Origin of the sequence: Aeromonas sp. S13(2024), from assembly GCF_041402405.1 — a bacterium.
GTDB classification, from domain to species: Bacteria; Pseudomonadota; Gammaproteobacteria; order Enterobacterales; family Aeromonadaceae; genus Aeromonas; species Aeromonas veronii.
Genome location: NZ_JBGLRA010000018.1, coordinates 49,819 through 73,137, shown reverse-complemented (window position 1 = coordinate 73,137; position 23,319 = coordinate 49,819). Strand labels below are relative to the sequence as shown.

21 protein-coding genes are annotated in these 23,319 nt (G+C 57.7%); 13 read left to right on the top strand and 8 right to left on the bottom strand.

Annotated features, from left to right (window positions below):
- Window positions 1-367: 367 nt before the first annotated feature.
- The 4 genes from hemG to pepQ are packed head-to-tail and all read right to left on the bottom strand — an operon-like array spanning window position 368 to window position 4,333.
- Complete coding sequence (hemG, locus tag ACB042_RS18410) at window positions 368-892, bottom strand: menaquinone-dependent protoporphyrinogen IX dehydrogenase (RefSeq protein ID WP_005339483.1); 525 nt, start codon at window positions 890-892, stop codon at window positions 368-370.
- A 7-nt stretch (window positions 893-899) separates the two neighbouring features.
- Window positions 900-2,357, bottom strand: a complete 1,458-nt coding sequence (locus ACB042_RS18405; protein ID WP_005339482.1) for a TrkH family potassium uptake protein — start codon at window positions 2,355-2,357, stop codon at window positions 900-902.
- A 36-nt stretch (window positions 2,358-2,393) separates the two neighbouring features.
- Window positions 2,394-3,011 carry a YigZ family protein gene (locus ACB042_RS18400; RefSeq protein WP_043825947.1) on the bottom strand — a complete coding sequence of 206 codons (618 nt, stop codon included), beginning with the start codon at window positions 3,009-3,011 and terminating at the stop codon, window positions 2,394-2,396.
- Window positions 3,011-4,333 carry a Xaa-Pro dipeptidase gene (gene pepQ / locus ACB042_RS18395; RefSeq protein ID WP_323930892.1) on the bottom strand — a complete coding sequence of 441 codons (1,323 nt, stop codon included), beginning with the start codon at window positions 4,331-4,333 and terminating at the stop codon, window positions 3,011-3,013. Before pepQ ends, ACB042_RS18400 begins: the two co-directional genes overlap by 1 nt.
- A gap of 191 nt (window positions 4,334-4,524) precedes the next feature.
- Here pepQ and ACB042_RS18390 point away from each other — a divergent pair, with 191 nt between their 5' ends.
- The 6 genes from ACB042_RS18390 to ACB042_RS18365 all read left to right on the top strand — a co-directional run bounded on the left by ACB042_RS18390 (window position 4,525) and on the right by ACB042_RS18365 (window position 13,685).
- Window positions 4,525-6,462 carry an acetoacetate--CoA ligase gene (locus tag ACB042_RS18390; protein ID WP_371178875.1) on the top strand — a complete coding sequence of 646 codons (1,938 nt, stop codon included), beginning with the start codon at window positions 4,525-4,527 and terminating at the stop codon, window positions 6,460-6,462.
- A 204-nt stretch (window positions 6,463-6,666) separates the two neighbouring features.
- A complete protein-coding gene (gene fadB / locus ACB042_RS18385; RefSeq protein ID WP_371178874.1) occupies window positions 6,667-8,814 on the top strand; it encodes a fatty acid oxidation complex subunit alpha FadB in 2,148 nt (715 codons plus the stop codon).
- Window positions 8,815-8,835: 21 nt separating this feature from the next.
- Window positions 8,836-9,999, top strand: a complete 1,164-nt coding sequence (gene fadA, locus ACB042_RS18380; protein WP_005342451.1) for an acetyl-CoA C-acyltransferase FadA — start codon at window positions 8,836-8,838, stop codon at window positions 9,997-9,999.
- A gap of 278 nt (window positions 10,000-10,277) precedes the next feature.
- Complete coding sequence (locus ACB042_RS18375; protein ID WP_005339475.1) at window positions 10,278-11,000, top strand: response regulator; 723 nt, start codon at window positions 10,278-10,280, stop codon at window positions 10,998-11,000.
- Window positions 10,997-12,442, top strand: a complete 1,446-nt coding sequence (locus tag ACB042_RS18370) for an ATP-binding protein (protein WP_323897651.1) — start codon at window positions 10,997-10,999, stop codon at window positions 12,440-12,442. Before ACB042_RS18375 ends, ACB042_RS18370 begins: the two co-directional genes overlap by 4 nt.
- A gap of 4 nt (window positions 12,443-12,446) precedes the next feature.
- On the top strand, window positions 12,447-13,685 hold the full coding sequence (locus tag ACB042_RS18365; protein ID WP_371178873.1) for an ABC transporter substrate-binding protein: 1,239 nt from the start codon (window positions 12,447-12,449) through the stop codon (window positions 13,683-13,685).
- Between the two features lie 75 nt (window positions 13,686-13,760).
- Here the strand turns inward: ACB042_RS18365 and ACB042_RS18360 are convergent, their stop codons facing one another.
- Window positions 13,761-13,952 (bottom strand): hypothetical protein, encoded by a 192-nt coding sequence (locus ACB042_RS18360; protein ID WP_005339471.1) that lies wholly within the window; start codon window positions 13,950-13,952, stop codon window positions 13,761-13,763.
- Window positions 13,953-14,121: 169 nt separating this feature from the next.
- Between ACB042_RS18360 and tusA the strand changes: the two genes are divergently transcribed.
- Both tusA and ACB042_RS18350 read left to right on the top strand, forming a co-directional pair.
- Window positions 14,122-14,367 (top strand): sulfurtransferase TusA, encoded by a 246-nt coding sequence (gene tusA / locus ACB042_RS18355; RefSeq protein ID WP_005339470.1) that lies wholly within the window; start codon window positions 14,122-14,124, stop codon window positions 14,365-14,367.
- Window positions 14,368-14,388: 21 nt separating this feature from the next.
- Window positions 14,389-14,736, top strand: coding sequence for a RidA family protein (locus ACB042_RS18350; RefSeq protein ID WP_005355943.1), 348 nt, complete (start codon window positions 14,389-14,391; stop codon window positions 14,734-14,736).
- Window positions 14,737-14,880: 144 nt separating this feature from the next.
- Here ACB042_RS18350 and ACB042_RS18345 read toward each other — a convergent pair whose 3' ends face one another.
- Together ACB042_RS18345 and ACB042_RS18340 are read right to left on the bottom strand one after the other, a co-directional pair.
- Complete coding sequence (locus ACB042_RS18345) at window positions 14,881-15,537, bottom strand: OmpA family lipoprotein (protein WP_005339468.1); 657 nt, start codon at window positions 15,535-15,537, stop codon at window positions 14,881-14,883.
- Between the two features lie 129 nt (window positions 15,538-15,666).
- Window positions 15,667-16,239 carry a DNA-3-methyladenine glycosylase I gene (locus tag ACB042_RS18340; RefSeq protein WP_371178872.1) on the bottom strand — a complete coding sequence of 191 codons (573 nt, stop codon included), beginning with the start codon at window positions 16,237-16,239 and terminating at the stop codon, window positions 15,667-15,669.
- Between the two features lie 222 nt (window positions 16,240-16,461).
- Between ACB042_RS18340 and glyQ the strand changes: the two genes are divergently transcribed.
- From glyQ to ACB042_RS18325, 3 genes are all read left to right on the top strand, one after another.
- Window positions 16,462-17,385, top strand: a complete 924-nt coding sequence (glyQ, locus tag ACB042_RS18335) for a glycine--tRNA ligase subunit alpha (protein ID WP_005339464.1) — start codon at window positions 16,462-16,464, stop codon at window positions 17,383-17,385.
- A gap of 9 nt (window positions 17,386-17,394) precedes the next feature.
- Window positions 17,395-19,464: a glycine--tRNA ligase subunit beta gene (glyS, locus tag ACB042_RS18330; RefSeq protein WP_371178871.1), complete on the top strand. Its 2,070-nt coding sequence runs from the start codon at window positions 17,395-17,397 to the stop codon at window positions 19,462-19,464.
- 127 nt (window positions 19,465-19,591) lie between these two features.
- Complete coding sequence (locus ACB042_RS18325) at window positions 19,592-20,245, top strand: hypothetical protein (protein ID WP_371178870.1); 654 nt, start codon at window positions 19,592-19,594, stop codon at window positions 20,243-20,245.
- Here the strand turns inward: ACB042_RS18325 and ACB042_RS18320 are convergent.
- Window positions 20,189-20,800, bottom strand: coding sequence for a biosynthetic peptidoglycan transglycosylase (locus ACB042_RS18320; RefSeq protein WP_236297795.1), 612 nt, complete (start codon window positions 20,798-20,800; stop codon window positions 20,189-20,191). The two genes, ACB042_RS18325 and ACB042_RS18320, sit on opposite strands and share 57 nt — an antisense overlap.
- Before the next feature lie 590 nt (window positions 20,801-21,390).
- On the opposite strand from ACB042_RS18320, the gene ACB042_RS18315 reads away from it, so the two are divergent.
- Together ACB042_RS18315 and ACB042_RS18310 are read left to right on the top strand one after the other, a co-directional pair.
- Window positions 21,391-22,278, top strand: coding sequence for an endonuclease/exonuclease/phosphatase family protein (locus tag ACB042_RS18315; protein ID WP_005357351.1), 888 nt, complete (start codon window positions 21,391-21,393; stop codon window positions 22,276-22,278).
- A 481-nt stretch (window positions 22,279-22,759) separates the two neighbouring features.
- Window positions 22,760-23,254: a DM13 domain-containing protein gene (locus ACB042_RS18310; protein WP_201948254.1), complete on the top strand. Its 495-nt coding sequence runs from the start codon at window positions 22,760-22,762 to the stop codon at window positions 23,252-23,254.
- Window positions 23,255-23,319 lie beyond the last annotated feature (65 nt).

Below are 23,319 nucleotides of genomic sequence, written 5' to 3'. Positions count from 1 at the left end.
AAATCAAAAATTGTTTTTGATGTTCGATGCTGTGAGTGCCCACACAGATTGCTTGATTCAAATTGTTAAAGAGCGTCACGCTTGTCGCGTTGAGGAGGCGCATATTACGCTTCTCACTTCGAAAGTCAAGCGATTGTTTTCGCTTTTCTTTCGGCGCCCACTTCGCTAGGAAGCTGGCTCATCAGTTCGGCGTGTTCCGCCGTGCTGGTAGGGGCGCATTATAGGGAGCCGCGCCGGGATGACAAGAGGAAAACTGCAAAAAATGGCACTTTTTACAGTTTTTCGGTTCAACCGTTGCTTTATTAAACAAAAGCCCCGCATCGGCGGGGCTGTTTCGGGCAAGAAACCCTGAATTCACATCACGCTGCTACCTTTTTGACCAGAATTCGCGGGCAAAGCTGCGCACCTTTTCCCAATCGGTAAATTCAATGTCCTTACTGGTGTCGGTACTGCCACCGGTAATCTTCATGATCAGCTGGATGATGCGCGTCTGCCACCAGTTATAGCGGGAGTACTGCAGCGCACCGGCAAAGACGCCCAGGGTTTTCGGCTTCCAGGGAGAGAGGCGCAGGAACTTCTTCATATAAGCATTGGTTTGCGGCGTCTGCTTCTCTGGCTTGCGGGCCGTCAGGTTGACACAGAAGAAGGCCGCATTGGCCACCTCCAGCTGCTCCTGATGAGCGTGAATAAAGCTGAACAGGCTGGGGTGGAAGTTGCCATAACGAATGGAGGCGCCGATCAAGACCTTGGCATACTTGCTGAGGTTGCACATCGGCAAGGTGTGCAGGTCGTGCATCACCACTTCGCATCCCGGCATCTGCTCCAGCATGACATCGACTATTTTGCGGGTTTGGCCATCCCGAGAGGAATAAAGCACCAGAATCTTGTCCATAACAACCTCAACTACGCCAGAATGCAGGAGTAAACAGTACCAGAAGCGTGAAAATTTCCAATCGACCAAACAACATGGCCAACACCAGTACCCACTGGGCCGCTGGCGAGATATTGCCGAAGTTGGCTGATACCTCTCCCAAACCCGGGCCTACGTTGGTGAAAGCCGCAGCAACAGCGGTGAATGCTGTCACTTCGTTCAGCCCCGTCATCAGCAACAGCAGCATGAACATAAAGAAGAGAATAATATAGGTGGCGAAGTAGCCCCACACCGCCTCGACGATGCGCTCGGGCACCGCCCGATTCCCCAGCTTCAAGGTATAGATGGCTCTGGGGTGAACCAACCGCTTCAACTCGCGCATCCCCTGCATGAACAGGATCATAAAACGCATCACCTTGATACCGCCCCCAGTACTGCCCGCGCAACAGCCGATAAAGGCGGAGAACATCAGCAACATGGGCAGGAACGAGGGCCAATCTGCATAGGTCGTGGTGCTGTAGCCGGTGGTGGTCCCCAGAGAGACCGCCTGGAAAAGACCGTGGTTGAGCGCCTCTTGCCAAGTGGCGTAGTGTCCGTGGGTCAGCAAGGCGACAAAGCAGATCATCACCAGGGTCGCCTGAATGGCCAGGAACACCTTGAGCTCCGAATCATAGAGGTAGCGCCCGAGCCGCACCGGACGGTGAGAGAAAACGGTAAAGTGGAGCGCAAAGTTCACGCTGGCCAGCAGCAGGAACACCACGGTAATCAGGTTGATGACCGGACTGTTGAAGAAACCGATGCTGGCATCGTGAGTGGAGAAGCCACCGACCGACAGAGTCGAGAACGAATGGCACACCGCATCGAACAGCGTCATTCCGGCGAGCCAGTAGGCCAGCGCACAGAGTGCGGTGAGCAGCAGATAGATGAACCAGAGCGCCTTGGCTGTTTCGGCGATGCGCGGCGTCACCTTGGTATCCTTCACCGGCCCCGGGATCTCGGCGCGATAGAGCTGCATGCCCCCGATACCCAGCAGTGGCAGAATGGCCACCGCCAGTACGATGATCCCCATCCCCCCCAGCCACTGCAGCAACTGGCGATAGAACAGAAACGCCTTGGGCAGGTTATCGAGCCCGGTCAGTACCGTTGCGCCAGTGGTGGTCAGGCCGGAAAAAGATTCGAAGAAGGCCTCCGAGACCGACATATCCGGCACATCGCTCATGATGAAGGGCACAGCCCCCACACTGCCCAACACGGTCCAGAACAACACCACAATCAGAAAGCCCTCTTTCGAGCGCATCTCCTTCTTGTGATAGCGATTGGGAAACCAGAGCACCACGCCGAGCAGCAGGGCGATCAGAAAAGAGCTGACGAACTCGGCACCACCACCATCCCGATAGCCAAAGGCCACCAGTGCAGGCAACAGCATGGTCGAGCTGAACAGCGCAACCAGCAGGCCAACAATGCGAATAATGCTCAGAATGTGCATTACAGCTCCCTTTCCCCAATTAAAGAGCGATGGATTCTAGCCATCTAAGGGGCTGAGGGATACCCGCCCATGAGTCCGGTCGGTCAATTCACGGTCCACCTGAGCCCAAACCGAGGACTCCCAGGCCACCTGCAAGGTGACCTGCTGACCGTAATCGGCCGCCAGCAATTCGCCATTATGGCTACTGATCAGCGACTCGACCGTCCCCATGTCACCGTAATCGCAGTGAATGAGAGAGGGAGTGCGTGGCACCTTGAGCAGGGTGGGCAGTTGCTTGAGGGCGGCACCGACGCCGCCTCCATAGGCTTTGACCAGCCCACCGGTGCCAAGCTGGATGCCGCCGTAGTAACGCACCACCACGGCACAGATTTCACCGATCCCCGAACCCATCAGCTGGGCCAGGATCGGTTTGCCCGCAGTACCGGAAGGTTCGCCGTCATCGCTGAAGCCATAAACCTGACTATCTTGCGGCGCGCCCGCCACAAAGGCCCAGCAGTGGTGGCGAGCGGCCGGATGTTGGCGCTTGATCTCGTTGACCCACCCCTTGGCCGCCTCGACGGTCGGGGTGTGGGCGATCAGGGTAATGAAGCGACTCTTCTTTATCTCTTCGGTCAACTCCAGCGGGGCAGCCGGAATGGAGTACGCTGCCGCCATCAGAGCCCTGCTTGTCTGGTCATGTTCTCCACCCCGTTGGCGTGCAGCACCACGTTGTCTTCGATGCGGATGCCGCCGAACGGACGCAGCACCTCCACCTTGTTCCAGTTGACCCGTTTGCCCTGTTCGCCCTGACGCAGCGGCTCCAGCAAACTGTCGATGAAGTAGAGGCCCGGCTCGATGGTGAACACCTGACCCACCTCCATCACCCGGGTACAGCGCAGATAGGGGAACAGCTCGGGCGCCGCCAAGTGGGTGCCGCGCTCATCCTGCATGAAACCGCCCGCATCGTGCACCTGCAAACCGAGGAAGTGGCCGAGGCCGTGAGGGAAGAAGACGTTGGTCACCCCGGTGTTGATCATCTCGTCTACCGACATATCCACCAGCTCGGTCGCTTGCAGCAGGCGCGCCAGCTTGTGGTGCATCTGCAGATGCAGCTCGCTGTAGCGGCGACCCGGCTTGATCTCCTTGATGATCTCCTGCTGCTGCTCGTCGAGGGCAGCAATCAGATCGGCAAACTCGCCGCGCCGCCACGCCCAGGTACGGGTGATGTCGGAGGCATAACCGTGAAAATCGACGCCGGCATCGATCAGGAAGGAGTGACGTTCCGCATCGGGCACCCGCACGGCGGACAAATGGGTGTAGTGAAGGATGGCCGCATTGCGGTTGATAGCGACGATATTGCCGTAGGGCGCCTCATTGGCGCCCTGCCCGACTGCCTTCATGTAGGCCAGATTAATCTCGAACTCGCTCGCCCCCGCCATAAAAGAGTCCTTGGCGGCGATATGGCCGCGAACCCCGATCCGGTTCGCCTCGCGCAGACACTCCAGCTCGTAGGGGGTCTTGTAGGCGCGGTGATAGTGCAGGTAGTTGAGCACCGCCTCCGGATTGGGCTGGGTCAGCCCCAGCAGCTCGGCCACTTCCAGATGACCGCCCAGATAGGCCCACTCCTGCTTGTTGGCAGGTAGATGGTCGGCCACCTGTTCCGGCCGGGTCAGGAAACGGATATCGAAGAACTCGACCCAGAAGGCGTTGGGCAGATCCGCCACCTTGTGCCAGAAATCCACCGGGCGGTAGAACAGCAGGATTGGTTTGTTCACCCCGTCCACCAGCAGCCAGCAGTGGGGATTGTCCAGCACCGGCAACCAGGCTTTGAAGTGCGGGTTTACCTTGAACGGGTAATCCTGATCATCGAGGAAGATGCGGTGGGTCTGGCCGGAGTGGATGGCCAGTCCGCTGAGCCCCTGTTGTTGCAGAATGTCGCGGGTGCGCTGCTGCAAGGTATCGAGGTGCTGGGCAAAAAGTTGGCTGTAGCTGCTCATGGCGTCCTGCTCCGAGGTGAATGTGATTGCAGCATAACATCAAGCGCTTGGCGGCTCGACCCGTCAAGCTGCCGCTTCGTGAGGTAACGCATACGTTACAAACGTGTTTGTTATCAACAGAAAACCAATCATTAACAAATCAAAAACAATTCAATACACTGCCGGTAGATACATGAAGTCAGGGATTACTCATGGACAACCTCTGCCTGTGGCAACCGGATCCGCTCAGGATGCAGCAATCCAACCTCTACCGTTTTATGGCGGAGGTAAACCGTTTCCACGGCTTGCAGTTGCAGAACTACCCGCAGCTTTATCAATGGTCGGTGGAGAAGACCACCCGTTTCTGGCCGCTGGTATGGCAGCACTGCGGCGTCAAGGGCGAGCTCGGCAACATAGTGGCGGAGAACCGTCAGGATATGCAGCGCACCCGCTGGTTCCCCGACAGCCGCCTCAACTTCGCCGAAAACCTGCTGCGCCGCCAGGACGAGAGCCCGGCCATCATCTCCCGCATCGAAGGGAGCCCAAGTCGCACTTTGAGCTGGGGTAAATTGGGGGAACAGGTTGCCCGGCTGGCGCAGTGGCTGCGCCAGCAGGGGATTGGTCGTGGCGATGTGGTCGCCGCCTATCTGCCCAATATTCCGGAAACCGTGGTTGCCATGCTGGCAACCACCAGCCTCGGGGCGATCTGGACCTCCACCAGCCCCGACTTTGGCGAGGCCAGCGTGGTAGAGCGCTTCGGCCAGACCCGGCCACGGGTGCTGTTTGCGGTGGATGGCTATCGCTACAACGGCAAAGCTATCGATATTCAGGACAAAGTAGTAGGGGTCGTCAGCCAGATCGGCAGCATAGAGCAGACGGTGATGATCCCCCTGCTCGGCAACCCGCTGCAGCTTGGTCACGACTGGCAGCAAGTGCTGGCGAGCCAGCCGGACGCCAGCCTCCAGTTCGAGCCGATGGCCTTCAATGACCCGCTCTATATCCTCTACTCCTCCGGTACCACCGGCAAGCCCAAGTGTATCGTGCACGGCATCGGCGGCACCCTGCTGCAACATCTGAAAGAGCACCAGCTGCACTGTGACATCAAGCCCGGGGAGCGGATCTTCTACTTCACCACCTGCGGCTGGATGATGTGGAACTGGCTGGTGAGCGCCCTCGCCTCCGGCGCCACCCTGGTGCTCTACGATGGCTCGCCATTTTACCCGGACGGCAACGTGCTGTGGGATCTCGCCCGCGACGAAGAGGTCGCCCTGTTCGGCACCTCGGCCAAGTATCTCGACGCGCTGCACAAGCAGGGTTATACCCCCATCAAGAGCCACGACTTGCCGCACTTACGGCTGATCTGCAGCACCGGATCTGTGTTGTCGCCGGAGGGGTTCGACTACGTCTATCAACAGATCAAAACAGATGTACAACTGAGCTCCATCTCCGGCGGCACCGACATCTGTTCCTGCTTCGTCATCGGCAATCCCCTCAGCCCCGTCTATCGCGGCGAGAGCCAGGGGCGTGGCCTCGGTCTCGCGGTGCAGGTGTTCAACGAAGCGGGCCAGCCGGTGCAGGGGGAGAAGGGCGAGCTGGTCTGCACCAAGCCGTTCCCGGCCCAGCCCATCTACTTCTGGGGCGACGAGAATGGCGACAAGTACCACGCAGCCTACTTCGAGCGGTTCGACAACATCTGGTGCCACGGCGACTGGATCGAGCTGACCCCGACCGGCGGCATTCTGTTCTACGGCCGCTCCGACGCCACCCTCAACCCGGGCGGCGTGCGCATCGGCACCAGCGAGATCTATCGCTATGTTGAACAACTCGACGAGGTGGAGGAGAGCATCGTCATCGGCCAGCAGTGGCAGCAGGACGAACGGGTGGTGCTGTTCGTCAAGCTCAAGGCGGGCTGCAAGCTGGATGAGCCGCTGCGCGAGCGGATCCGCCAGCAAATAAAGCAGCACTGCACCACCCGCCACGTGCCCGCCCGCATCCTGCAGGTGGATGCCATCCCCCGCACCAAGTCCGGCAAGATCGTCGAACTGGCGGTGCGTGAAGTGGTACACAACCGGCCGGTCAACAACACCCATGCCCTCGCCGATCCCGAGGTACTGAACCAGTATCGCAACCGGCCGGAACTGGCCAGTTGATAACAAACTCATATTCATCCGAGGCGCCGCAAGGCGCCTCTCTTTTGCCCATTCTGTGATGAAGAGCTTTTACTCGAGATCTGTTAAACAAATGTTTTAAATAGGTGTTGAAAATGTCTCCTTTTGGATCAATAGTGAGCCTCGCCCCCTGCTGGGGATTAAGGAGCACCACTCCCCACTGAGTGGGAACAAGGAGACACTCTCATGATCTACCAAGGCGAAACCCTGTCGGTCAGCTACCTCGAAAACGGCATTGCCGAACTGAGGTTTGATGCCCCGGGTTCAGTCAACAAGCTGGATCGCGCAACCCTGCTCTCCCTGAGCGAAGCGATCGCCGCATTACAACAAGAACGTGAACTAAAAGGTCTGATCCTCACCTCCGGCAAAGACGCCTTTATCGTCGGTGCCGACATTACCGAATTCCTGGAACTGTTCGATCTGCCGCAAGAAGATCTGCTCGGCTGGCTGAAAAAGGCCAACGACATCTTCAATGCCATCGAAGATTTGCCGGTTCCGACCCTCTCTGCCATCAAGGGACACGCCCTGGGCGGCGGCTGCGAGACCATTCTCTCCACCGACTTCCGTCTGGCTGACGCCAGCGCCAAGATTGGCTTGCCCGAGACCAAACTCGGCATCATGCCGGGCTTTGGCGGCACCGTCCGCCTGCCGCGGGTGATCGGCGCCGACAACGCGCTCGAGTGGATCACCACCGGCAAGGATTACCGTGCCGATGACGCCCTCAAGGTCGGTGCCATCGACGCCGTGGTCGCCCCCGACGCGCTGCAGAGCGCTGCGCTGCAGATGATCAAGGACGCCATCGCGGGCAAGCTGGACTGGCAGAGCCGTCGCGCCGCCAAAAAAGCGCCGCTGCGCCTCTCCAAACTGGAAGCCATGATGAGCTTCACCACCGCCGCCGGCATGGTTGCCGCCGTGGCGGGCAAACACTATCCGGCGCCGATGACTGCGGTGAAAACCGTCGAGGCCGCCGCCGGCATGGGCCGTGACGAGGCGCTGGCCGTTGAGGCGCAGGGCTTTATCAAGCTGGCCAAGACCGATGTCGCCAAGGCGCTGGTCGGTATCTTCCTGAACGACCAGCACATCAAGGCGCTGGCCAAGAAGGCGGCCAAGCAGGCAAGCAAGGCCACTGGCCATGCCGCCGTACTGGGTGCCGGCATCATGGGGGGCGGCATCGCCTACCAGTCTGCCAGCAAGGGCATTCCGGCGGTGATGAAGGATATCAACGAGAAGGCACTGGCACTTGGCATGGGCGAAGCCACCAAGCTGCTCAACGGCCAGCTCGAAAAGGGCCGCATCGATGGCATCAAGATGGGCCAGGTGCTCTCTGCCATCACTCCGACCCTCAGCTATGACAACGTCAAGCATGTGGACGTCGTGGTCGAAGCCGTGGTCGAGAATCCCAAGGTGAAAGCCGCCGTACTGGGCGAAGTAGAAGGGATCATTGGCGAAGACGCCGTGCTCGCCAGCAACACCTCCACCATCCCCATCTCCCTGCTGGCCAAGGGGCTGAAGCGCCCGCAGAACTTCTGCGGCATGCACTTCTTCAACCCGGTGCACCGCATGCCACTGGTGGAGATCATCCGCGGCGAGCAGACCTCCGATGAAACCATCAACCGCGTGGTGGCCTATGCCGCCGCCATGGGCAAGTCGCCTGTGGTGGTCAACGACTGCCCGGGCTTCTTCGTCAACCGGGTGCTGTTCCCCTACTTCTTCGGCTTCAACAAGCTGGTCGCCGATGGTGCCGACTTCGCCGCCGTCGACAAGGTGATGGAGAAGGAGTTCGGCTGGCCCATGGGCCCCGCCTACCTGCTGGATGTGGTCGGCATCGACACCGGTCACCATGCCGGTGACGTGATGGCGCAAGGCTTCCCGGCGCGGATGAGCAAGGAAGGCCGCACCGCCATCGACGTGATGTACGAAGTGAACCGCTTCGGTCAGAAGAACGGCAAGGGCTTCTACGCCTACGAGCAGGACAAGAAGGGCAAGCCGAAGAAGGTGGCCGACGCCGCTGCTTACGAGCTGCTGGCCCCCATTGCCAAGCCGAAGCAGGACTTTGACAAGGAAGCCATCATCGCTCGCATGATGATCCCGATGATCAATGAAGTGGTGCTCTGTCTGGAAGAGGGCATTGTCGCCACGCCAGCCGAAGCCGACATCGCACTGGTCTACGGTCTGGGCTTCCCTCCCTTCCGCGGCGGCGTGTTCCGCTATCTGGACACTATCGGTCTGGATCGCTACGTGGCCATGGCCGACCAGTATGCCGACTTGGGCCCGCTCTACCGCGTCAGCGACCGCTTACGCGAGATGGCCGCCCAGGGCAAAACCTTCTACTGATTGCGGAAAGGAGATCCATTCATGAAAGACGTAGTCATTGTCGACTGTATCCGGACCCCGATGGGCCGGTCCAAGGGCGGCGCCTTCCGCAACGTGCGTGCAGAAGATCTGTCCGCGCACCTGATGAAATCCATCCTGCTGCGCAACCCCAACCTCGACCCGAACGAGATCGAGGATATCTACTGGGGCTGCGTGCAGCAGACCCTGGAGCAGGGCTTCAACATCGCCCGCAACGCCGCCTTGCTGGCCGGCATTCCGAAGCAGGTGGGGGCGGTCACCGTCAACCGTCTGTGCGGCTCCAGTATGCAGGCGCTGCATGACGCCTCCCGCGCCATTCAGGTAGGTGATGGGGATATCTTCATCATCGGCGGCGTCGAGCACATGGGTCACGTGCCGATGAGCCACGGCGTTGACTTCCACCCCGGCATGGCCAAGTCGGTGGCGAAAGCCTCCGGCATGATGGGGCTGACCGCCGAAATGCTCGGCAAGCTGCACGGCATCAGCCGTCAGCAGCAGGACGAGTTTGCCGCCCGCTCCCACCGCCGTGCTCACGCGGCCACCGTGGAAGGGCGTTTTGCCAAGGAGATCGTCGGGCTGGAAGGCCATGACGCCAGCGGCGCCCGCTTCTTCTACGACTACGACGAGGTGATCCGCCCGGAGACCACGGTCGAAACCCTGAGCCAACTGCGCCCGGTGTTTGACCCGGTCAACGGCACCGTCACCGCCGGCAGCTCCTCGGCCCTGTCCGATGGCGCCGCCGCCATGCTGGTGATGAGCGCGGATCGCGCCAAGGCCCTCGGCCTCACGCCGCGCGCCAAGGTACGTGCCATGGCCATCGCCGGCTGTGACGCCGCCATCATGGGTTACGGCCCGGTGCCGGCGACCCAGAAGGCGCTCAAGCGTGCCGGTCTGACTGTCGGTGATATCGACCTGTTCGAGCTGAACGAGGCGTTTGCCGCCCAGTCCCTGCCCTGCGTGAAGGATCTGGGTCTGCAGGATCTGGTGGACGAGAAGGTGAACCTGAACGGCGGCGCCATTGCGCTGGGTCACCCTCTCGGCTGCTCCGGCGCCCGCATCTCCACCACCCTCATCAATCTGATGGAGGAGAAGGATGCCACCCTGGGGGTTGCCACCATGTGTATCGGTCTGGGTCAGGGCATCGCCACCGTGTTTGAACGGGTGTGATAACCAGCCGGATCGACGGGATGCACTACTGAGAGTTGTCCCTTTTCGGGGCCAGTCTGACTGGCCCCTTTTCAAGTCTGTGACGATCGCCACACGGGGTGCTCGTCAGTGGTCAGAAGCTGTCTGTTGGCCGTCCCGTTTGGGTCGGCCTTTTTTCGTTTTAATCTTATCAATAGGCTGTTATTGCCTTAAACCTCACATTAGATAGGGGGCTTGCTTGCTTTTTACTCCCCCGACAGGTTCAATCTGCACAAAAAAATGGGTGGATGCACATACATATGTCAATGAGCAAACAACTGCTGATCGTCGATGACGACCAAGAGATCCGCGAGCTGCTCAATGAGTACCTGACCCGGGCGGGCTTTCAGGTATTGACGGCGGCGGAGGGCAACGAGATGCGCCAGCAACTCGCCCAGCACAGCCCGGACCTGATTATTCTGGACATCATGATGCCCGGCGAGGACGGTTTTACCCTCTGCCAGCAGATCCGTCGTGACTCCCAGGTGCCCATCATCATGCTGACCGCCGCCTCCGACGAAGCGGATCGGGTGATCGGTCTGGAACTGGGCGCCGACGACTATATCGCCAAGCCGTTCAGCCCCCGCGAACTGCAGGCCCGCATCAAGGCGCTGTTGCGCCGCGCCGAATTCCGCCAGCCGGAAAAAGAGAAAGAGCCAAGCCGCCGTCTGCGTTTTGCCGAGTGGACCCTCGACACCCTGAGCCACCAGCTGACCCATGATGATGGCAGCCTGCTGGATCTCTCCGGCAGCGACGCCATGCTGCTCGGCATGTTCCTGCAACAGCCCGGCGTGGTGCTGGATCGGGACACCATCTCGGATGCCACCCGCGGCCGCGAAAGCCTGCCGATGGAACGCGGCATAGACGTACAGATCAGCCGTCTGCGCCAGAAGCTGGGTGACAACGGCAAGAGCCCGCGCATCATCAAGACCATCCGCGGCAGTGGCTACATGCTGATTGCCGAGGTGCACGAACTGCCATGAGCAACAAGTGGTCCTGGGGGGCGCTGGTGCCCCGCTCCCTGTTGTCACGGATGATCCTGCTGCTGTTGCTGGCCATCCTGCTCTCCCAGACCATTCTGACCGGCATCTGGATGCAGCAGATCCAGAAGCGGGAGCTGGAGGGGATGCTCAGCACCACCCGCAACCTCGCCATGTCTGCCGCTTCCACCGTCAATTTCTTCAAATCCCTGCCGCTGCAGTATCGCCATATCGCCCTAGACCAGCTGCGCAACATGGGGGGCAGCCGCTTCTTCGTCTCGCTCAACGAGGAAGAGATCCACATCAACGCCATCCCCGACAGCGAACGCAAGACGCAGGTGCTGGAGGAGGTTCAAGGAGTGCTGACCCGCAAGCTCTCCGACGCCATGGCGATCAAGGTGGATTTCTCCCGGCCCGACGACCTCCACGTCTTCAACAACGACACCCTGCTGGCGGATCTCCCCTCCTCCTGGGCCCGCTACACCCTGTCGCTGGAGCCGCTCAATCCACCGGTACTGGTGACCCAGATCGAGATTGAAAAGGGGGAGTGGCTCTATCTGGCGGCCCTGCTGCCCGCCCCCTACATGACCCTCGACGATACCGTGATGCCGAGCAACCAGGTGCGTTTCATCGCCCTGATGACGGTGTTCCTCTGCTTCTTCACCTTTATGCTGGTGCGCTGGCAGACCCGCCCGCTGCGCCGTCTCGCCAAGGCGGCGGTGAATCTGGGCAAGGATATCGATCAGCCTTCGCTCAAAGAGGAAGGAGCATCGGAAATCGTGGCGGCGACCCGCGCCTTCAACATCATGCAGCACCGCATCCGTCGCTATATCGACGATAGAGAGCGGCTGTTCAGCTCCATCTCCCACGACCTCAAGACCCCCATCACCCGGCTGCGACTGCGGGTCGAGCTGCTCGATGACGAGGTACAAATCGCCAAGTTCAACAAGGATCTCGACGAGCTGGAGCTGATGGTGAAAGGGGCGCTGCAGACGGTCAAAGAGACCGACATTCACGAGAATATCGAGGAGATCGACATCAACGCCCTGCTTGAGCAGATGGCGGAGTCGATGAACCTGCACGACGAGCGGCTGACCATCGAAGGGCACTGCAAGTGGCCCTATCGCGGCAAGCTGCTGGCGCTCAAGCGCTGCATCGGCAATCTGGTGGACAACGGCATCAAATATGGCCAGCGGGTGCGCATCATCATCATGGATGACGAGGAGATGCTGATCCTCTTTATCATGGATGAGGGCCCCGGCCTGCCGGACGATCAGTTCGATCGCATCTTCGAACCCTATTACCGGCTCAGCACGGATCAGGCCGGCACCGGCCTCGGCCTTGGCATCGCCCGCAACATTGCCCACGCCCACGGTGGCGATCTGGTGCTGGAAAATCGTCCGCAAGGTGGCCTGCAGGCCACGCTCTCCCTACCAAGGCAGTAACCTTATGAAGTGGTTGTCTTTTTCTGTCATCGCCCTGCTCTCTACTCCCGTTGCCGCCTCCCAGGTGGAGGTACTGCACTGGTGGACATCCGGCGGCGAAGCGAAAGCGGTCGAAGTGCTCAAATCCGAGTGGACCAAACAGGGCAACCAGTGGAACGACTTTGCAGTGCAGGGCGGCGGCGGCAAGAGTGCCATGACGGTATTGAAGAGCCGGGCGCTGGCGGCCAACCCGCCCGAAGCGGCCCACCTCAAGGGTTACGAGCTCAAGGAGTGGGCCGGACTCGGCTTTTTGCGCGACCTCAGCCCGATGGCCGAACACCTCGGCTGGTACAGTCAGATGCCGCCCATGGTGCGCGCCACCCTCAGCCAGAATGGCGCCCTGATGGCAGTGCCCACCGGCATCCACCGGGTCAACTGGCTGTGGCTCAACCGCAAGATCTTCGAGCGCAACAAGCTGACTCCTCCCACCGACTGGGCCCAGTTTGTCACCGTCGCCGACCAGCTTAAAAAACGGGGCATCACCCCGCTCGCCATCGGCAACGAGCCCTGGCAGCTGGCGGTACTGTTTGAAACAGTGGCACTCGGTGAGGGCGGAAAAGAATTCTATCGCAAGGCGTTCCTCGAGCAGGACAGCGCCACCCTGACCGGCCCCGACATGGTGCGGGTGTTGACCCGTTTCCAGCAGCTGCGCGCCTATGTGCCGCAAAAATACGCCGGTCTGAAGTGGCATCAGGCCACCAATCTGCTGGAGAGCAGTGGCGCAGCCATGCAGGTGATGGGGGACTGGGTGAAGGGGGAGCTGAGCGCGGGCAACTACCGGCCGGGTGAGGATATCGCCTGCCTGCCGAGCCCGGGCAGCGCCGGACTGTTCAGCTACAACCTCGACTCCATCGCCATGTTCAAACAGCGGGATCCGGCCCAGTTGCAGGCGCAGGGGGATCTGGCCCAACTGCTGATGACGCCGCAATTTCAGGAGGAGTTCAATCGTGTGAAGGGGTCGATCCCGGCACTGACCAATCCCGACATGAGCAAGTTCGACCGCTGCGCCGTCCGCTCCTATCAGGATTTCCTGCTGGCGGAAAAGCAGGACAACCTGCTGCCCAGCATGGCGGAGGGGATGGCAACGCCGACCAATATGCGACAGGCAATCCTCGATGTGCTGAGCAACTTCTTCAACGACCCCAAGGCCAACCCGGAGCAGACGGCGCTGCATCTGGAACGGGCGATGCGCTCGACCCGCTGATCCGGGCACATTGCCAAACGGCAGAAATGACAAAGGCGGAATTGCTCCGCCTTTGTTGTTGAATCGTCATCCGATTCAGGATTGATCGTTCTCGTCCTCATCCTCGTCATAGTAATCGCTGAGCTCGATCCAGAGCCCCAACCCGACCATCACCATGGAGCCGAACCAGGTACCGGTATTCCCGATCGGGCTGCCCATCACTATCATGGCGAAGGACAAGAACCCCATGCCTGCATAGGCCTGTAATCTGCCGTAGGAGACCTGCATATTCACCTCCTTGTTGAATATGGTTCAATTTTTATATTACTCGTCCGGCGCAAGCTGGATAGGGTTGAATAACATTTCGGTTACATATGCTGGTGAATGGGTCGTTTGTTTGATTATTTTTTAGCCCTGAGTATCATTGGCAGCCGAATAGGTTGAAGGTTGATAATAGATGAGTGATTTATTCTGCGGCGCAACTCACGAGTTGGACGCAATCGGGCTTCGTTGCCCGGAACCCGTTATGATGGTTCGCAAGAAAGTGCGGCTGATGGCGGATGGCGAGACCCTGCTGGTCAGTGCCGACGATCCTTCAACCACCCGCGACATCCCCAGTTTCTGCCGCTTTATGGATCACACCCTGGTCGCCAGCGAGACAGAGCAGGCCCCCTACCGCTATCTGATCCGCAAGGGTCAATAAGCCCCCGTACCGGAGCACTCCATGACAACCATTACCCGAATCGGCACCACCCAGCGTTGGTCAGACGTGGTCATCCACAATGGCACCCTCTACGTGGTGGAAGTGCCCGTCAGCGAAGAGGCCGACATCCACCAGCAGACCCGCGAAGTGCTGGCAAGCCTGCAGCGCCTGCTGGAAGCCAACGGCTCCGGCGTAGACAAAATTCTGATGGCCAACATCTATCTCAAAGACATTCAGGACATCGCCGCCTTCAACGAGCAGTGGGATGCCTGGATCCCGGCAGGCACCGCACCGGTCCGCGCCTGCGTACAGGCCCGCCTCGCCCACGAAGGCTATAAGGTCGAAGTGCAGCTGACAGCGGCTGTCTAAGAGGCGCTTATCCCCCTCATCCCCGCCCCTTCTCCCACGAGGTGAGAAGGGAGCAAACAACAAGGCGCCATTGCTCGCAACGGCGCCAATAGAAAGGCCCCGCCATCACTGGCGGGGCCTTTTCGTTACCGAAACCTGAACGACTTAGGCGGTCGGGGTCAGGGTAATGGTCACGCGGCGGTTCTGGGCTTTGCCAGCGGCGGTGCTGTTGGTAGCAACCGGCTGATCCGGGCCCACGCCAGTGGTGGAGATGCGGCTGCCTGCTACGCCCTGACCAATCAGCTGGGCGGCAACGGCATCGGCACGATCGCGGGAGAGCTTCATGTTCAGGTCGCGGGAACCTGTGCTGTCGGTGTGACCGACCACGTTCAGGCGGGTCTTGTCGAACTCGGCAACGACCATGGCCACGCCGGAGAGGGTGTTGGCTCCGGCCGCTTTCAGCTGGGAGCTGGAGCTGTCGAAGGTCACGTTGTTCGGCATGTTGAGGATCAGCTCATTGCCATTACGGGTCACGCTGACGCCGGTGCCCTGCAGCTTCTCGCGCAGCTTGGCTTCCTGCACGTCCATGTAGTAGCCGATACCACCACCCAGCGCCGCGCCAGCAGCAACGCCGGTCAGGATGCCCTTCTTGCGGTCACCCTTGCTGGAGGAGAGCGCACCTACGGCCGCACCGGCAGCGGCGCCAGCCAGCGCGCCCCAGGCACCTTTGGAGGTCTGGGATTCACCTGTGTAGGGGTTGGTGGTACAGCCGCTCAGGGCAACGGTCAGTGCCAGAGCAGGCACCAGGATCTTGGCTCGCATGAAAAAACCTCTGTGAAAACAATCCGGCACCATGCCGGGGGCCGGATTGTAACGCGCTGGCACGCCATTGTCTGACGCAAGCCTGAACAGATGGCGAGAGTGGTGTTTTTTTGGGCAATCGGCGGGTTGTCAGCGCGGTAACTGACACTCGGCGTGGCAAGGACAGCTGACCAGATGATCGTTCACCATCCCCACCGCCTGCATAAAGGCGTAACAGATGGTGCTGCCGACGAAGTTGAAGCCGAGCTTCTTGAGCGCTTTCGACATGGCATCCGACTCCGGTGAGGTCGCCGGAATATCGCCGTTGCCCTGCCGCTGGTTGACAATGGGGGCGCCGCCCACAAAGCCCCACAGGTAATCGGCGAAGTCGATCCCCTGCTCCTGCAACGCCAGATAAGCACGGGCATTTCTGATGATCGACTGCACCTTGAGCCGGTTGCGGATAATGCCGCAGTCCTGCATCAACCGCTCCACATCCTGCTCGTCGAACCGGGCAATCTGCACCGGATCAAAGTCCGCATAGGCGCGGTAATAGCTTTCGGTGCGCTTGAGGATGGTGATCCACGACAGCCCCGCCTGCTGGCCGTCGAGGCAGAGCTTGGCAAACAGCTCGCGGGCGTCATAGACCGGCCTGCCCCACTGTTTGTCATGGTATTCAATGTATTCCGGGTCTTTGGTCACCCAGGCGCAGCGCAGTTCCATTTCCTCTCCCTCGTTATTTCAGCGGTGTACCCGCCCCTGCCCACTCTGCAGGCGGCACTGCTCACATCATATACCGGACATCCCGCCCGACCAGCCAGGGCGCAGCACCATCCCGCGAATCCGCTGCAATTTCGCCTATTATCCGACCATGCCAGACGGTATACTCCCTCGGTTCACATTCAGCAAATCTTGCTCTGATTTTCACTTCGCGCGAAAAAAATTATGCAAAAATTCGATGTCAAAACCTTTCAGGGCCTGATCCTGCAGCTGCAGGACTATTGGTCCCGCCAGGGCTGTACCATCATTCAGCCGCTGGATATGGAAGTGGGTGCCGGTACTTCCCACCCCATGACCTGTCTGCGTGCCCTGGGCCCGGAGCCCATCGCCTGCGCCTACGTGCAACCGTCCCGCCGTCCGACTGACGGCCGCTACGGTGAAAACCCGAACCGCCTGCAGCACTACTACCAGTTTCAGGTGATCATCAAGCCTTCCCCCGACAACATTCAGGAACTCTATCTGGGCTCCCTGAAAGAGCTGGGCATGGATCCTGAAATCCACGACATCCGCTTCGTGGAAGACAACTGGGAAAACCCGACTCTGGGTGCCTGGGGTCTGGGTTGGGAAGTGTGGCTGAACGGCATGGAAGTGACCCAGTTCACCTACTTCCAGCAGGTTGGCGGCCTCGAGTGCAAGCCGGTCACCGGCGAGATCACCTACGGTCTCGAGCGTCTGGCCATGTACATTCAGGGCGTGGACAGCGTCTACGATCTGGTCTGGTCTGACGGCCCGCTGGGCAAGACCACCTACGGCGACGTGTTCCACCAGAACGAAGTGGAGCAATCCACCTACAACTTCGAACACGCCGATGTGGAGTTCCTGTTCCACTGCTTCGAGCAGTACGAGAAGGAAGCCCAGAATCTGCTGGCACTGGAAAAACCGCTGCCGCTGCCTGCCTACGAGCGCATCCTCAAGGCCGCTCACTCCTTTAACCTGCTGGATGCCCGCAAGGCCATCTCGGTCACCGAGCGTCAGCGCTACATCCTGCGCATTCGCACCCTGACCAAGGCCGTGGCAGAGGCATACTACGCCTCCCGCGAAGCGCTGGGCTTCCCGATGTGTCAGCGCAGTGAGAACAAGCAAGGTTAAGGAACGGACATGGCACAACATACATTTCTGGTAGAGATCGGTACTGCTGAGCTGCCGCCCAAAGCCCTGCGCTCCCTGGCCGAAGCCTTTGCCGACAACTTCAAAGCCGAACTGACCAAGGCCGATCTGGCCTTCGGCGACGTCGAGTGGTTTGCTTCACCGCGCCGTCTGGCGCTGAAGGTAAGCGAGCTGGCCGGCGAACAGCCGAGCAAGAGCGTCGAGAAGCGCGGCCCGGCCGTGGCGCAGGCGTTCGATACCGAAGGCAAGCCGACCAAGGCTGCCGAAGGCTGGGCCCGTGGCAACGGCATCACCGTTGAGCAGGCCGAGCGTCTGGTCACCGACAAGGGTGAATGGCTGGTTCACACCGCCAAGGTCGAAGGCCGTCCGGCCGTCGACCTGCTGGGCGAACTGGTCGCCTCCGCACTGGCCAAGCTGCCGATCCCGAAAATGATGCGCTGGGGCGACAAGACCATCCAGTTCGTGCGTCCGGTCTTCACCGTGACCCTGCTGCTGGATGGCGAGCTGGTTCCCGCCCACATTCTGGGTATCGACTCTGCCCGCACCATCCGCGGCCACCGCTTTATGGGCGAAAGCGAGTTCACCATCGACAACGCCAGCCAGTACCCGCAGATCCTGCAGGAGCGCGGCATGGTGATTGCCGACTTTATGGCGCGCAAGGCCAAGATCAAGGCTGACGTCGAAGCGGCCGCTGCCGCCTTCGGTGGCGTGGCCGATCTGGACGACGCCCTGCTGGAAGAAGTGACCGCACTGGTCGAGTGGCCTGTGGTGCTGACCGCCAACTTCGAAGAGAAGTTCCTGGCCGTGCCGGCTGAAGCGCTGGTGCACACCATGAAGGGTGACCAGAAATACTTCCCGGTCTACGACAAGAACGGCAAGCTGCTGCCGAAGTTCATCTTCGTCACCAACATCGAGTCCAAAGACCCGAGCCAGATCATCAGCGGCAACGAGAAGGTGGTTCGCCCCCGTCTCTCTGATGCCGAGTTCTTCTTCAAGACCGACCTCAAGCAGACTCTGGCCTCCCGCCTGCCGCGCCTTGAAACCGTGCTGTTCCAGCAACAGCTGGGCACCGTCAAGGCCAAGGTCGAGCGCATCGAGACCGTTGCCGGCTTTATCGCCGAGCGTATCGGCGCCGACGTGGCTCAGGCCAAGCGTGCCGGTCTGCTCTCCAAGTGTGACCTGATGACCAACATGGTCGGCGAGTTCACCGACACCCAGGGTGTCATGGGGATGCACTACGCCCGTCACGATGGCGAAGACGAAGCAGTGGCCGTGGCCCTCAACGAGCAGTACATGCCGCGCTTTGCCGGTGATGCCCTGCCGTCCGGTCTGGTTGCCTGCGCCGTCGCGCTGGCCGACAAGTTCGACACCCTGGCCGGTATCTTCGGCATCGGCATGCTGCCGAAGGGTGATAAAGACCCGTTCGCCCTGCGTCGCGCCGCCATCGGGGCCCTGCGCATCATGACCGAGAAGCAGCTGGATCTGGATCTGGTTGAACTGGTTGAAGAAGCGGTACGCGTCTACGGCGACAAGCTGACCAACAAAACCGTCGTCACCGACGTGGTCGACTTTATGCTGGGCCGCTTCCGCGCCGCCTATCAGGACGAAGGCATCGGTGCCGACGTGGTGCTGGCCGTACTGGCCCGCCGCCCGACCCGTCCGCTCGACTTCGATCGTCGCGTCAAGGCCGTCAGCCACTTCCGCACGCTGGATGCCGCACTGGCACTGGCCGCCGCCAACAAGCGCGTGAGCAACATTCTGGCCAAGGTCGAAGGCGAATTGCCGACTGCCGTCAAACCGGAACTGCTGGTCGATGCCGCCGAGAAGGCGCTGGCCACCCAGGTTGCCGAACTGCAAGGCGAACTGGCCCCGCTGTTCGCTGCCGGTGACTATCAGGCCGCCCTCACCCGTCTGGCCGCCCTGCGCGAGCCAGTCGACACCTTCTTCAACGAAGTCATGGTGATGGCCGACGACGAAGCCCTCAAGGCCAACCGTCTGGCGCTGCTGAACAATCTGCGCAACCTGTTCCTGCAAGTGGCGGATATCTCCCTGTTGCAGTGATGTTGGTTGGGTAGGTGATATTAAAAAAGGCGCCGTTAAGGCGCCTTTTTTTGAACACTTTATGATATTGAATATACGTTTAACTAAAGATATAGTGTTCAAAATATAATTAGGATGAGCCGTAAAGATGGAACTAGCAAATATAATCGTGAGCTTTTTTCTAACCGGTGTCGTTGGTCTATATGTATCAAGTCGCTTCCAAGAGAAGAACTTTCTACATCAAATAAAGACTAATCGTTCAGAGCGAGAAATTGATAAGCTGCGTGAAATAGCTAAGTCATTAGAAAAAATGTCTGGCGAGCGCATTTATTATAGCCGCCTGCTTCTCGACTCTCTGGCTGATAAAGAATTTAAAAAAAATAGTGATACATTACAACAAGCTAGGGAAGAATATAAAAAGGCTAAAGACAATTGGAATGAAAACTTAAACCCTTTATTCATAGAGCTTTACAGCATTGATATGTATGACTACGCTAGAGATATTGAAAGAAATATTCATGATAACTTTAGATATGCTCACAATTCGATTTACAAATTAATAAAAGACGGTCACTCTATAGACTCTATAATTTCGGGTAAAAGACATCTTGATTCTGCTTTTACAGAAACCAGAAGAATATCTTCAGAAATAATTAAACACTCCAATAGTCGTTGGAAACAGATTATGGATGGCGATACTGAAGCTTTGGCCGAGCATAATCTAACAAAAGCTTCAACTTGGACTCTATTTCGATCCCTCTTCAACAAGAACCCGAACGCTCTGCGCATAAGACGCTCTTGATTTAACAATTTCAAACCATTCATTTTTTGGATTTAAAGGCTTTGGTCTCAATAACATAGCCGCAATAAATGCACTTTCATCCTTTTCTAGCATAGACAGATCTTTATTAAATAGTGCATTTGCTGCATTTTCTGCACCTATGAGACGAGAGCCAAAAAAAGCATTTTTTAAGTAGCAGCGTATTATTTGTTTTTTTGTGAAATGAAAATTGACCAGCCAAGACAGTAGCGTTTCATATAACTTTCTATATATTGTCATATCTTTAAATCCGGTAATGGTTCTAACCATTTGCATATCTATAGTACTAGCACCTCCATGTTTTTTTCTTCGTATTTTCTTGATCAGCTCTCTTGCAGATGCCTTGATATCAAAACCACAATGATTCACAAATCGACGGTCTTCCAAGGCCATCACATAACGCTCTAGTTCGGTAAACTCCCCATACTTATCTGACTCGCACATTTTATGTGAAATAGATAACAGGTCTCTGTTTAAATCAATTAATAGATTTCTGAATTTTCTATAATGTCGAGTATTAAATGGTTGGGCAGTCATATTTATAACCTGTTATAACACGCATGATATAAATGAGTCTTATATTACTTCACAGATTTATTAAAAACAATCCGTTACACCTCATAGAGATAGAGTTAACCATCACATAAACTATGTTTGTATAACTCATAGAATCACGAAACCTGTAGGTTCGATTAGCCGTCAGGCGTAATCGGACGTTCTCGTAAATAGACTCTCCCGCCATAACAGCCAGCCGAATTTCCACCTCCGGCTGGCCGACGCTGTTGCACGGCAACAACCGCAATCAAAGCTTCTCGTTCGTCCGATTACGCTGAGCTAATCGCACCTACAGAAAGTGGTAGCTTGTGGTATGTCTGCCTGACGCCGATCAACTATGGCTGGCACCATTCACACTGCTATTATTTTCTTTATAAATACCTGCTTAATAATGGGGCAATTGAAACTCCTGAATAGTGGGCTGCATCACAATAACAGCAAAAACAACTTGGTTAATTCTCATCGAAAACTTAGTGTATAAAAATCAGAGGTTGAATATAAAAACCTCCATAAAATCATTCCTTTTCCGATAAAAAATCACGCAAAAGACAGCATTTTCTATAGAGATATTTATGAACAAACTATACAGTCTTTTTTTCATTGGGGCGCTAACACTTCCACTCTGTGCCAATGCTCAGGATGGGCGAGCCAACAACAACCAGAACAGCCGTGAAGTGGCCAGCGCCATGAACGGGTTACCCAACAAGGTGTTTGCACAAAATAAAGGCCCATCCATCACTGTTGCCACGTTCAATATTGGTGCGGCAAAAGTGTCAAATATCAGCTCTATTGCAGCAGCAATAAAGGCTAGTTCAGCTGATATTGTTGCATTGCAGGAAGTTGATCAACTAACAAAGCGCAGTGGTAATATCGATCACTTGGCTGAATTAAAAAAACTCACCGGCATGAACGGTGTGTTTGGTGCAGCAATTGACTTTGATGGTGGTAAATATGGTTTGGCATTCTTGTCAAAATATCCGATCAAAACCAAAGAAATTGTACAACTGCCATCCGGTAACAGAGAACAACGAATAGCGCTGATCACCGAAGTTTCCGTGCCGGGCTTCCCGGCCACTATTACCGCAATCAACACCCATCTGGATACCAAGGAGAATCCAGAAATACGGATTGGCCAAATCCAGGAGCTTAATGACCGGACAATTGAAATTCGTGGCATAAAAGTGCTCATGGGTGATTTTAATGACACGCCAGAAACCACCAGCATCAAGGAAGTCACAAAATACTGGAACTCGATCACCCCACTAAATCGGGAGCATCGTACATGGCCTGCAAATAATCCTGAAATCGGGGTTGATTACATTTTTACCAGCAATGCGCAGCGCTGGAATATCAAAAATGTCACCATTCCAGCCAAGACTGGTGTTTATGCTGGTATCAATTGGCCAACCGTCAGCGATCATTTGCCAATTATGGCGACACTGCAATTAACCGAACAGTAATTTGGTGGTCAATTCCTGAGGCTTTTTGCTTTTATAGCATGCTCTTCTGGATATCACGCCCCGAGAGGAAAATACTCTCGGGGCTAAGACATATCCCTCTTGCCAACCCATAGCCATTGATTAGCTGAAGATCTAACTTGTTGTATATCGCTCTTTCCTCTACAGCTATCCCCGATTTCCCCCCTCCGGCTGGCCGCAACTTACTCACTGAAACAGCCGAGACAACCCCCCTAGCGAGTCCGATTTCGCTGCACTAAGCGAACCTACAGGCCTGCGGAGTATGCAACTTGGTACTGATTGGTCATTGTCGAATCCATCATGGCCCCGGCTTCGAAACCCTGCCCGAGGTAGATTTCGCCAGCCTGTAAGCCATATCAACCGCGGCTGCGCAAACATCCGGCTCCATTGCGCTGGACGACAAGCGCTTTAGCCAGCACCACTGCTATGATGCTGGCACCTGTTCATCAACGACCGAGATATCATGAAACGCAAAACCATGGCCCTGCTGCTGGGCACCCATCTGCTGGTCGCGGCGGCAGGCTTTGCCGCCGGTGTCTACACCCTGCCGATCCTGATCGCGCCACCCGCCCCTGATACCGAGCTGGTCGCGGCCAGCCAGCAGCAAGCGAGATTCCACGGCACCTTTCGCCGGGATCTGAAAGACAGCGATCGTCTGCACTGGGGGGAAGGCAAGGTGAGCATAGGGCCGGATGCCGTCAGCCTGATGGGCAAGCTGGCCCCCGGGCCGGACTACCAGCTCTACCTCTCCCCCGAGTTTGTCGAGACCGAAGCCGATTTTGCCCGCCTCAAGGATCAGATGGTGCGAGTCGGGCCGGTGAAGACCTTCGACAACTTTATCGTGCCGCTGCCCGCCACGATCGATCCGGCCCGCTACAGCAGCGTGATCGTCTGGTGTGAAACCTTCGGCCAGTTCATCACCGCCGCCCGTTATCAGGATCTGCGTCCGGAGCAGTAACCTCGCCCCAGGCCCGCACCATGCAAAAGGGCTGACATCGCTGTCAGCCCTTTTGCTATCCGGCC

What these genes read in the sequence shown, in the direction of transcription:
- hemG (WP_005339483.1), bottom strand. Translation starts at nt 892, where the DNA reads ATGGACAAGATTCTGGTGCTTTATTCCTCTCGGGATGGCCAAACCCGC.
- ACB042_RS18405 (WP_005339482.1), bottom strand. Translation starts at nt 2,357, where the DNA reads ATGCACATTCTGAGCATTATTCGCATTGTTGGCCTGCTGGTTGCGCTG.
- ACB042_RS18400 (WP_043825947.1), bottom strand. Translation starts at nt 3,011, where the DNA reads ATGGCGGCAGCGTACTCCATTCCGGCTGCCCCGCTGGAGTTGACCGAA.
- pepQ (WP_323930892.1), bottom strand. Translation starts at nt 4,333, where the DNA reads ATGAGCAGCTACAGCCAACTTTTTGCCCAGCACCTCGATACCTTGCAG.
- ACB042_RS18390 (WP_371178875.1), top strand. Translation starts at nt 4,525, where the DNA reads ATGGACAACCTCTGCCTGTGGCAACCGGATCCGCTCAGGATGCAGCAA.
- fadB (WP_371178874.1), top strand. Translation starts at nt 6,667, where the DNA reads ATGATCTACCAAGGCGAAACCCTGTCGGTCAGCTACCTCGAAAACGGC.
- fadA (WP_005342451.1), top strand. Translation starts at nt 8,836, where the DNA reads ATGAAAGACGTAGTCATTGTCGACTGTATCCGGACCCCGATGGGCCGG.
- ACB042_RS18375 (WP_005339475.1), top strand. Translation starts at nt 10,278, where the DNA reads ATGTCAATGAGCAAACAACTGCTGATCGTCGATGACGACCAAGAGATC.
- ACB042_RS18370 (WP_323897651.1), top strand. Translation starts at nt 10,997, where the DNA reads ATGAGCAACAAGTGGTCCTGGGGGGCGCTGGTGCCCCGCTCCCTGTTG.
- ACB042_RS18365 (WP_371178873.1), top strand. Translation starts at nt 12,447, where the DNA reads ATGAAGTGGTTGTCTTTTTCTGTCATCGCCCTGCTCTCTACTCCCGTT.
- ACB042_RS18360 (WP_005339471.1), bottom strand. Translation starts at nt 13,952, where the DNA reads ATGCAGGTCTCCTACGGCAGATTACAGGCCTATGCAGGCATGGGGTTC.
- tusA (WP_005339470.1), top strand. Translation starts at nt 14,122, where the DNA reads ATGAGTGATTTATTCTGCGGCGCAACTCACGAGTTGGACGCAATCGGG.
- ACB042_RS18350 (WP_005355943.1), top strand. Translation starts at nt 14,389, where the DNA reads ATGACAACCATTACCCGAATCGGCACCACCCAGCGTTGGTCAGACGTG.
- ACB042_RS18345 (WP_005339468.1), bottom strand. Translation starts at nt 15,537, where the DNA reads ATGCGAGCCAAGATCCTGGTGCCTGCTCTGGCACTGACCGTTGCCCTG.
- ACB042_RS18340 (WP_371178872.1), bottom strand. Translation starts at nt 16,239, where the DNA reads ATGGAACTGCGCTGCGCCTGGGTGACCAAAGACCCGGAATACATTGAA.
- glyQ (WP_005339464.1), top strand. Translation starts at nt 16,462, where the DNA reads ATGCAAAAATTCGATGTCAAAACCTTTCAGGGCCTGATCCTGCAGCTG.
- glyS (WP_371178871.1), top strand. Translation starts at nt 17,395, where the DNA reads ATGGCACAACATACATTTCTGGTAGAGATCGGTACTGCTGAGCTGCCG.
- ACB042_RS18325 (WP_371178870.1), top strand. Translation starts at nt 19,592, where the DNA reads ATGGAACTAGCAAATATAATCGTGAGCTTTTTTCTAACCGGTGTCGTT.
- ACB042_RS18320 (WP_236297795.1), bottom strand. Translation starts at nt 20,800, where the DNA reads ATGACTGCCCAACCATTTAATACTCGACATTATAGAAAATTCAGAAAT.
- ACB042_RS18315 (WP_005357351.1), top strand. Translation starts at nt 21,391, where the DNA reads ATGAACAAACTATACAGTCTTTTTTTCATTGGGGCGCTAACACTTCCA.
- ACB042_RS18310 (WP_201948254.1), top strand. Translation starts at nt 22,760, where the DNA reads ATGAAACGCAAAACCATGGCCCTGCTGCTGGGCACCCATCTGCTGGTC.